The sequence below is a fragment of the Halomicrobium katesii DSM 19301 genome, assembly GCF_000379085.1.
GTDB classification, from domain to species: domain Archaea; phylum Halobacteriota; class Halobacteria; order Halobacteriales; family Haloarculaceae; genus Halomicrobium; species Halomicrobium katesii.
The window spans coordinates 2,425,303-2,434,549 of the sequence record NZ_KB905378.1 but is presented as its reverse complement, the minus strand read 5'-3'; the positions used below and the strand labels follow the sequence as shown (position 1 = coordinate 2,434,549).

13 protein-coding genes are annotated in these 9,247 nt (G+C 67.5%); all 13 read left to right on the top strand.

Annotated elements, in window-relative coordinates:
- The first annotated feature begins 2 nt into the window (after window positions 1-2).
- The 13 genes from HALKA_RS0112850 (at window position 3) to HALKA_RS0112790 (ending at window position 9,030) form a co-directional block, all read left to right on the top strand.
- The gene (locus tag HALKA_RS0112850) at window positions 3-350 is read left to right on the top strand and encodes a 50S ribosomal protein L18e (RefSeq protein WP_015763541.1); all 348 of its coding nucleotides are present in this window, start codon (window positions 3-5) and stop codon (window positions 348-350) included.
- Window positions 347-793 (top strand): 50S ribosomal protein L13, encoded by a 447-nt coding sequence (locus tag HALKA_RS0112845; protein WP_018258369.1) that lies wholly within the window; start codon window positions 347-349, stop codon window positions 791-793. Before HALKA_RS0112850 ends, HALKA_RS0112845 begins: the two co-directional genes overlap by 4 nt.
- Entirely contained in the window at window positions 787-1,185 is a 399-nt protein-coding gene (locus tag HALKA_RS0112840; RefSeq protein ID WP_015763543.1) for a 30S ribosomal protein S9, read from the top strand. The genes HALKA_RS0112845 and HALKA_RS0112840 overlap by 7 nt, the downstream gene beginning before the upstream one ends.
- Before the next feature lie 11 nt (window positions 1,186-1,196).
- Entirely contained in the window at window positions 1,197-1,397 is a 201-nt protein-coding gene (locus HALKA_RS0112835) for a DNA-directed RNA polymerase subunit N (RefSeq protein ID WP_015763544.1), read from the top strand.
- Window positions 1,394-1,570 (top strand): DNA-directed RNA polymerase subunit K, encoded by a 177-nt coding sequence (locus tag HALKA_RS0112830; RefSeq protein WP_015763545.1) that lies wholly within the window; start codon window positions 1,394-1,396, stop codon window positions 1,568-1,570. Before HALKA_RS0112835 ends, HALKA_RS0112830 begins: the two co-directional genes overlap by 4 nt.
- On the top strand, window positions 1,570-2,775 hold the full coding sequence (gene eno, locus HALKA_RS0112825; RefSeq protein WP_018258366.1) for a phosphopyruvate hydratase: 1,206 nt from the start codon (window positions 1,570-1,572) through the stop codon (window positions 2,773-2,775). Before HALKA_RS0112830 ends, eno begins: the two co-directional genes overlap by 1 nt.
- Entirely contained in the window at window positions 2,772-3,551 is a 780-nt protein-coding gene (gene rpsB / locus HALKA_RS0112820) for a 30S ribosomal protein S2 (RefSeq protein WP_018258365.1), read from the top strand. The genes eno and rpsB overlap by 4 nt, the downstream gene beginning before the upstream one ends.
- Before the next feature lie 97 nt (window positions 3,552-3,648).
- On the top strand, window positions 3,649-4,032 hold the full coding sequence (locus tag HALKA_RS0112815; RefSeq protein WP_018258364.1) for a DUF5518 domain-containing protein: 384 nt from the start codon (window positions 3,649-3,651) through the stop codon (window positions 4,030-4,032).
- Between the two features lies 1 nt (window position 4,033).
- Complete coding sequence (locus HALKA_RS0112810; RefSeq protein WP_018258363.1) at window positions 4,034-4,414, top strand: DUF5518 domain-containing protein; 381 nt, start codon at window positions 4,034-4,036, stop codon at window positions 4,412-4,414.
- 57 nt (window positions 4,415-4,471) lie between these two features.
- Window positions 4,472-5,809: a cytochrome P450 gene (locus HALKA_RS0112805; protein WP_018258362.1), complete on the top strand. Its 1,338-nt coding sequence runs from the start codon at window positions 4,472-4,474 to the stop codon at window positions 5,807-5,809.
- A gap of 142 nt (window positions 5,810-5,951) precedes the next feature.
- Complete coding sequence (gene mvk / locus HALKA_RS0112800) at window positions 5,952-6,935, top strand: mevalonate kinase (RefSeq protein ID WP_026190303.1); 984 nt, start codon at window positions 5,952-5,954, stop codon at window positions 6,933-6,935.
- On the top strand, window positions 6,932-7,684 hold the full coding sequence (locus tag HALKA_RS0112795; RefSeq protein ID WP_018258360.1) for an isopentenyl phosphate kinase: 753 nt from the start codon (window positions 6,932-6,934) through the stop codon (window positions 7,682-7,684). The genes mvk and HALKA_RS0112795 overlap by 4 nt, the downstream gene beginning before the upstream one ends.
- 65 nt (window positions 7,685-7,749) lie before the next feature.
- Window positions 7,750-9,030: a hypothetical protein gene (locus tag HALKA_RS0112790; RefSeq protein WP_018258359.1), complete on the top strand. Its 1,281-nt coding sequence runs from the start codon at window positions 7,750-7,752 to the stop codon at window positions 9,028-9,030.
- Window positions 9,031-9,247: the final 217 nt, after the last annotated feature.

Sequence of the window (9,247 nt, the reverse complement as noted above, 5' to 3'; positions counted from 1 at the left end):
TCATGAGTAAGACTAATCCGAGACTCAGTAGTCTCATCGCCGACCTGAAGTCCGCCGCCCGTTCGGGCGCGGACGTCTGGGGCGACATCGCCGAGCGTCTCGAAAAGCCACGACGCACGCACGCGGAAGTCAACCTCGGCCGTATCGAACGATACGCCCAGGAAGACGAGACCGTCATCGTGCCCGGCAAGGTGCTCGGTTCCGGCGTCCTGCAGAAGGACGTGACCGTCGCAGCTGTCGACTTCTCCGGAACGGCCGAAAAGAAGATCGACCAGGTTGGAGAGGCAGTATCGCTCGAAACCGCAGTCGAACAGAACCCCGAGGGCTCGGAGGTGCGCATCATCCAATGAGCGTCGCAGAATTCGACGCGGACGTCGTCGTCGACGCCCGCGACTGCATCTTCGGACGCGTCGCTTCCAACGTCGCACAGCGTGCCCTCGACGGCGAGACGATCGCCGTCGTCAACGCCGAGGAGGCCGTCATCACGGGTAACGAGGACCAGATCATGGAGAAGTTCCAGAAGCGCCGCGAGGTCGGCTCTGATCGAGGTCCGTACTACCCGAAGCGACCGGACGGCATCTTCAAGCGCTCGATCCGCGGAATGCTTCCCCACAAGAAGAACCGCGGTCGCGAGGCGCTCTCGAACATCCGTGTCTACGTGGGCAACCCCTACGAGGACCACGATCTCGACGCGGAGATTCTGGAGGACACCTCGCTGGATCGACTGTCGAACATCAAGTTCGTCTCGCTCGGAGACGTCAGCGAATCCATCGGAGCGAACGTAACATGGTAACGAACACCTCAGGCAAGAAGAAGACGGCCGTCGCCCGAGCGACCGTTCGCGAGGGCGAGGGTCGGGTACGTATCGACTCCCAGCCGGTCGAGCTGGTCGATCCCGAGCTGGCCCAGCTGAAGATGCTGGAGCCGTTCCGGATCGCCGACGACGACCTGCGCGAGCAGGTCGACGTGGAGGTCTCCGTCGAGGGCGGCGGCGTCATGGGCCAGGCCGACGCGGCCCGGACCGCGATCGCACGCGGCCTCGTCGACCACACCAACGACGCCGAACTCCGTGACGCGTTCATGGAGTTCGACCGCTCGCTGCTGGTCAACGACGTTCGCCAGTCCGAAGCCAAGAAGTGGGGCGGCCCCGGCGCACGGGCCCGCTACCAGAAGTCCTACCGCTAAGGTGATATGATATGATGGTACCGGTCCGGTGTTTCACCTGTGGTAACGTCGTCGCCGAGCACTGGGAGGAGTTCAAGGCCCGCACCCGCGAAGCCGAGGAGCCAGAGGACCCCGAAAAGGTCCTCGACGAACTCGGCGTCGAGCGCCACTGCTGTCGCCGGATGCTCGTCTCGCATAAGGACCTCGTCGACATCGTGGCACCCTATCAATGATGGTTCAGGAAAACCGCTACGAGAAGGCGCGGATCATCGGTGCGCGAGCACTGCAGGTGGCTTTCGGTGCGCCGGTGCTCATCGACACCGATCAGACTCAGCCGATCCTCATCGCGGCCGAGGAGTACGACGCTGGGGTCCTGCCCTTCACAGTTCGACGAGGTGATAACTGATGACGCTCATCACGGACGTACGACTGCGCCGCGTGCTCGACTCGCGTGGCAACGCGACGGTCGAGGCCGACGTGCTCACCGAGAGCGGCGGCTTCGGTCGCGGCAAGGCACCGAGCGGAGCGAGTACCGGCGAGTACGAGGCCATCGAGCTGCCCGCCACCGAGGCGATCGCACGGGCACGCGAGGGCGCGCTACCCCGACTGATCGGCGAGGTTCACGCCGGCAATCAGCGTGACGTCGACGCGGCGCTGCACGCGGCAGACGGGACCGACGACTTCTCGGAGATCGGAGCCAACAGTGCCGTCGCCATCTCGATGGCGGCCGCGAAGGCCGGAGCCGACGTGCTCGGTGCGCCGCTGTACCAGCACCTCGGTGGCACGTTCCGGGGCAACGAGTACCCGACGCCGCTTGGGAACATCATCGGCGGCGGCGAACACGCCGCGGACGCGACGAACATCCAGGAGTTCCTCGCGGCACCCGTCGGTGCGCCCAGCGTCGAAGAGGCCGTCTTCGCCAACGCCGCGGTCCACCAGGAAGTCCACGACATCCTCGCCGAGCGGGACCTGCCCGCTGGAAAGGGTGATGAAGGCGCGTGGGCACCGTCGGTCTCCGACGACGAGGCCTTCGAGATCATGGCCGAGGCGGTCGAGACCGTCGCGGACGATCTCGGCTTCGCGATTTCGTTCGGCCTGGACGTGGCCGGCGCGGAACTGTACGACGCCGAAGAGGACGGTTACGTCTACGACGATCAGGTCCGCTCGGCCGAGGAGCAGATCGACTACATCGCCCAGAAGGTCGAGGAGTACGACCTCGTCTACGTCGAGGACCCGCTCGACGAGGACGACTACGAGGCGTTCGCCGATCTGACCGACATGGTCGGCGACCAGACGCTCGTCTGTGGGGACGACCTGTTCGTCACCAACGTCGAGCGCCTGCAAGCCGGCATCAACGCCGGTGCGGCAAACTCCATCCTCATCAAGCCCAACCAGATCGGAACGCTCACGGACGCCGTGGACGCCATCGAACTGGCCCGGGACAACGGGTACGCGTCGGTCGTCTCCCATCGCAGCGGTGAGACGGAAGACGCCACGATCGCACACCTCGCCGTCGCGACCGACGCACCGTTCATCAAGACGGGCGCGGTCGGTGGCGAGCGAACAGCCAAGCTGAACGAACTCATCCGAATCGAGGACAACGCAGTATGAGCGGCAACGAAAACGAAGGTCTCGACGCAGAGGACTCTGACTTCGACCCCGAAGACGACGTCGAAGCAGAGGCCGACGCCGAGGCTACCGACACTGAGGAACCGGCCGCCGACGCCGAGGCCAGCGAGGCCGACGCCGAGGCTGAAGAAGCTGACGAGGGACCGTCCCTCGACGAGGACGTCATGCCCGACGACGAGGCAGACCTCCTCATCCCCGTCGATGAGTATCTCGGCGCGGGCGTCCACATCGGGACCCAGCAGAAGACCCAGGACATGGAGCGGTTCATCCACCGCGTCCGGACCGACGGGCTGTACGTGCTGGACGTCTCGATGACGGACTCGCGCATCCGTACGGCGGCGGACTTCCTCGCGAACTACGACCCCGAGCAGATCCTCGTGGCCTCCTCGCGACAGTACGGTCGGTTCCCGGCCGAGAAGTTCGCCGACGCCGTCGGCGCACGCGCCCGTACCGGGCGGTTCATTCCGGGGACGCTGACCAATCCCGACTACGACGGGTACATCGAGCCCGACGTGGTCGTCGTCACGGACCCGATCGGTGACGCCCAGGCCGTCAAAGAGGCGATCACCGTCGGCATCCCGGTCATCGCGATGTGTGACTCCAACAACACCACCGCGAACGTCGACCTGGTCGTCCCGACGAACAACAAGGGGCGCAAGGCGCTGTCGGTCGTCTACTGGCTGCTAGCCAACGAGACGCTCGACCGCCGCGGCTCCGACACCGTCTACGAGCTCGCCGACTTCGAGAGCGAGCTGTAGACGCCCCCGATTTTCCGTTCTCACAGATCCGGTAGCGACTGCGATCACCGCTTGGCGGACGAGATGGTTTAAGAACGAGGGGGCTGAACGACGCCACATGGCACAAGGAGACACGCTCGTCAACGCCCTGATCGGTGCAGCCGTCGGCACCGTCGCCGGTGCAGTGTTGCCGCTCGGGCCGTTACTGGGTGGACTCACGGCGGGCTATCTGGAAGGTGGCGATCGGTCGGACGGACTCCGCGTGGGCCTCTACGCCGGTCTGGTCGCGCTGATACCGCTCGGACTCGGCGGATTCGTGGTTGGCTCCCTGTTCGGGCTCTTCGCGATCGGTGCCGGTCCCGACGGACTCGCCTTCGGAGCGATCGGAATCGCGTTCATGCTGCTGGTGTTCCTCCTCTACGTCGCCTACGTCGTGGGCTTTAGCGCACTGGGTGGCTGGCTCGGCAACTACGTGAAGTACGACACGGAACTTGGCTCGTGAGATGTCGGGGCTGCTCCGTGACGCCGGGTGGGGCGCGGCGGTGACGGTCCTCCTCTCGGTGCTCCCCTTTTCGCCGGTCGTGGGCGGTGCCGTCGCGAGTCATCGGCGTGGCTGTCGCTACGCAACTGGTGTGGCCGTCGGCCTGCTCTCGGGCGTCGTCGCGGCGATCCCGCTGCTCGCGTTGTTCGTGCCGACGCTGCTGGTCGTCGGCTGGCTCGGCTACGGCGTCCCGCCGTCGTCGCCGGCCTACGACCTGTTTCTGGCGATCGTCTTCGGGCTGTTCGGGATCTACACGGTCGGGCTGAGCGGGCTGGGCGGGCTCGGCGGCGTCTGGGCGCGGCTCCACACCGACTGGGACCTCGATCCCGCGCGGTGGCTGTAGGGCGGCCACCGGTCGTTTGGCACACGGTTCAAACGTCGAGAGCGCATAGGCGACACGATGGCAGAGACTCCGCCGGGGCCGAAGGGAGAACCGCTGTTCGGAAGCAGTCGCACGTACGCCCAGGACCCGTTCCGATTCGTCGAGGCGCTGGAGGACGCGTACGGCGGCGTCGCACGCTTCGACATGGGACCGATGGACACCCTCCTGATCGCCGAGCCGGCGCTCGTCGAGCAGATTCTCGTCGACGACGACGCGAAGTATCGGAAGCCGGACTTCCAGGACGACGCACTGGGCGACCTGCTGGGTGACGGCCTCCTCCTGAGCGAGGGAGACACCTGGCAGGAGCAGCGCAAGCTGGCGAATCCGGCCTTCAGTATGGCGCGCCTCGCCGACATGGACGAGCGGATCGTGGATCACGCCGACTCGCTCGTCGCCGACTGGCAGGACGGTTCGGTGGTCGACGCCGAACGCGGGATGACCCACGTCACGCTCGACGTGATCCTCGACCTGATGATGGGCGTCGAGTTGCCGGACGAACGCGTGACGACGGTGCAAGACCAGCTCGTCCCGCTGGGGGCGCGGTTCGAGCCCGACCCCATCCGCTTTGCGATGCCCGACTGGGTGCCCATGCCCGACGACGCCGAGTTCGACGCGGCGATGGAGACGCTCGACGGCGTGCTCGACGACATCTTCGAGCGCCGCCGCGGGACGACGGGCGACGGAGACGACGGCCCGATGGACTTCCTGTCGATCCTCATGCGAGCGCAGGACCGCGGCGAACAGTCCGACGAGCAGTTGCGCGACGAGATGATGACGATGCTGCTCGCGGGCCACGACACGACCGCGCTGACGCTGACGTACACGTGGTTCCTCCTGTCGGAACACCCCGAGGTCGAGCAGCGACTCCACGAGGAGATCGACGCGGTCGTCGGTGACGAGCGGCCGACGATCGACCACGTCCAGGAACTGGCGTACCTCGACTGGGTGATCGACGAATCGATGCGCATGTACCCACCCGTGTACACGATCTTCCGGACACCGACCGAGCCGGTCGAACTCGGTGGGTACGACGTTGCGCCGTCGACGAATCTCATGCTGCCACAGTGGGCCGTCCACCACTCCGAGCGCCACTGGGAGAACCCGGAGGAGTTCGACCCCGAACGGTGGTCTCCGGAACGGAGCGAAGGTCGCCACCGCTTCGCGTTCTTCCCGTTCGGCGGCGGGCCGCGCCACTGCATCGGCAAACACCTCGCGCTGCTTGAGGCGAAGCTGATCGTCGCCACTGTCGCGAAGGACTACCGGCTCCGCTTCGAAGGCGAGACGCCGCTGGAACTGATGCCGTCGCTGACGGTCCACCCGCGCCAGGAGATGTCGATGCGGGTCGAGGAGCGGTGAGGACGAGCGAGGCGGAGCCGGTTTCATACGGACAGTTGTAGGAATGTCCGGTGGGCGTCGCCACGGGGTAGACGCTCACCGGTACGCGACGACAACTTTCCGTATCAACGGTTACTATACGGATGGCCACGCAGGGCCGAGTATGGTTACAGCGAGCGCTCCCGGGAAGGTGTATCTGTTCGGGGAGCACGCGGTGGTCTACGGCGAGCCGGCGGTCCCCTGTGCGATCGAGCGCCGCGCCCACGTGACCGTCGAGGAACGGGACGAGGGGCTTCGCGTTCACCTCGACGATCTCACGCTGGACGGGTTCACCATCGAGTACAACGGCGACGCGACGGATCGACCGGACGTGAACGTCTCCGAGTCCCTCGTCGAGGCGGGCGTCGGCTACATCAACGAGGCCGTCGAGCAGGCACGCGACGCCGCCGACGCGCCGGATGCGGGCTTCGAAATCAGCGTCGAGAGCTCCATCCCGCTGGGAGCCGGGATCGGCTCGTCGGCGGCCGTCGTCGTCGGCGTCATCAAGGCGGCGACGGCGGAACTGGGCGTCGAGCTCGACGCTCGGGAGGTGGCCGAGCGAGCCTATCGCGTCGAACACAGCGTTCAGGACGGGGAAGCGTCGCGGGCCGATACGTTCTGCTCGGCGATGGGCGGCGCGGTTCGCGTCGAGGGCGACGACTGTCGGTGCATCGAGGGCGTCGACACGCTCCCGTTCGTCATCGGCTACGACGGCGGTGCCGGGGACACCGGCACGCTCGTCGCGGGCGTCCGACAGCTCCGCTCGGAGTACGACTTCGCGGCGAACACGGTGGAGGCGGTCGGCGACATCGTCCGCGAGGGCGAGCGGGCACTGCAGGCCGGCGACCTGAGCGAGCTTGGTGAGCTGATGGACTTCAACCACGGCCTGCTGTCGGCGCTGGGGGTCTCCTCGCGATCGCTCGACGGCATGGTCTGGGCGGCGCGAGACGCGGGCGCGCTGGGCGCGAAACTCACCGGCGCTGGCGGCAACGGCTGTGTCGTCGCGCTGGACGAGACCGACGCGACGGAGACCGCGCTCTCCTACACGCCGGGCTGTGAGAACGCGTTCCGCGCGGCGCTGGACACCGAGGGGGTTCGGATCGAATGAGTCCCGAGACGGTCGTGCTGAAACTGGGTGGAAGCGTCGTCACCGAGAAGGACCGTCCAGAGACCGTCGACACGGCGGCACTGCAGCGAGCCGTCGCCGCCGTCGCGGAGAGCGACGCCGCACTCGTAGTCGTCCACGGTGGCGGGAGCTTCGGCCACCACCACGCGGACGAACACGGCGTCTCGACCACCACCGGGACCCGCGACTCCGGGGGGGCGCTCGCGATTCACGACGCGATGGTGGAGCTAAACCGTGCAGTCGTCGAGGCGCTGCAAGCGGCCGGGGTCGCCGCCCTCCCGGTCCAGCCGCTGTCGGCGGCCGCCCGCGACGAGGGCGGAGCGCTGTCGCTGGCGACGGAGCCCGTCGAACGGCTCCTCGACGAGGGGTTCGTTCCCGTCTTGCACGGCGACGTGATCGCCCACGAGGGCGACGGCGTGACGGTCCTCTCGGGCGACGAACTCGTCGTGGCGCTCGCGCCGGCCGTCGACGCCGACCGGGTGGGACTGTGTTCGACCGTCCCGGGAGTGCTCGACGACGCGGGATCGGTCGTCGATCGGGTCGACGCCTTCGCGGACGTCGCCGACGCGGTCGGCGACAGCGACGCGACCGACGTGACCGGTGGCATGGCGGGGAAAGTGCGAGCGCTGCTGGCGCTCGGCGTGCCCGCCCAGATCTTCGGGCCGGACGCCCTCGACGCCTTCCTCGCCGGGGAAGCGCCGGGAACGACGATCGCCGGTGGCCGGGAGTAGCCCGATCCGAACACACGTCTCACCTGGGCGAAACCTATTTGTTCGCGTTGGCTATTGTCCAACGTATGGCAGTAGTCGGAATCAGTGGCGTTTTCAGGTACGGCACCCGCTTTCTCGCCCATCTACTCGTCGTGACACTGGCCGGTACCGTCCTCGTATTGACCGGAAACCTCCTCGGAGGCTTTCTCACCGGCTCGGTCGCGAGTCCGGGTTTCAGAGCCCCGACCACGACGGCCGGCTGGGCCGGCGTCGCGATCGTCCTCGCTGGCGTCCTCGCGACGATCGGAGGCGTCAGCGGGCTGTTGTTCAAGCTCGTCGCCGACGGGACGGCCGTCGGGACGCGCTCGGTCCTCGAATCGGAGGCCGAACTCGACAGTCCGAGCGCAGACGCCGACGCCGGTGTGGTGACGGGCGACGAGACCGACGCCGAACCCGTCCAGAGCGACTCTCCCGACACGGAACCGGTCGCACGGAGCGAGCCAGAGAGTCAGACACCACGAGAGACCGACCAACCAGGCCCGAAGCCGGCGTCTGAACGGTCGGGTCCCGAGCAAGTGGCCGAACAGCCCGACGCCGAGTCGCCGTCCGAACAGCGTCCTGCCGGACAGGTGCAGGACGATCCTCGACAGCCGGATCGGCCAGTGGCCGAGTCACGAGCGTCCGAGGCGGGCGACTCACAGTCGACAGACGAGAGCACGTCGGGAGCAGACCCCACCGCTCGACAGTCCGACCAGCCGGGACCGCTGGACGAGCCAGCCGGCGACCGGTCCGTGGACGAGCCCCCGAGTCCTCAAGCGGTCGACGAACCGGGGGACAGCCAGCCCGGAGCCGAGCCGGCCGAGAGCCGATCCGAGACCGAGACGACGGACGACCAGCCTGCGAACGAGCCCGCGAGTGACCGACCGAGCGACGACCCGGTCGGGAGCCAGCCCGAACCGGACGACGAACCGAGCGACGAGCCGTCGAGTAGCGGACAGGCCGAGTGGACGCCGCCGGACCCCGAAGAGTTCGAACAGCACCAGTCCACCCAGGACGGCCAGTCCGACGGAGAGAGCGGGGTCGACGAATCGTCGCCGCGAGACGACCCCTTCGTCGACAAACAGTCCGCGCCCGACGAGACGCGCCTCGTCGACGACGAGCAGTTCGACGACCCGGCCGAGAGTGCAACGAGCTGGGAGGACCTCCAGGAGACCGCCGCCGACAGCACGACGGGCGACGAGGACGAGGAGACCACGACCGACGGCGACGCCTACGAAGACGATCTCGACGACGAGGACGAGCGCAGCTACTCCTTCGAGACCAAGGGCGACGGTGATCCGCTCTCGGACGCACTCGACGACGAGTAGCCCGCGCCACACCCCCCGTCGCCGGAACCCCTCCGTTTTTAACAGCGGCCGTCGTAGGCCCAGGTAACCGAGCGTGCGGCCGCCCGGCGAGCGGGAGGCGGCCGGCGGACGACGGTCGGGAACCGCTGGTTCCCACCCCTTCGAGTGATCCGGGGCTACGGGGCGACCCGGTCGGCCCGCGGACCACAGGACCTGTCGAGCGAGCGATCGACGAACT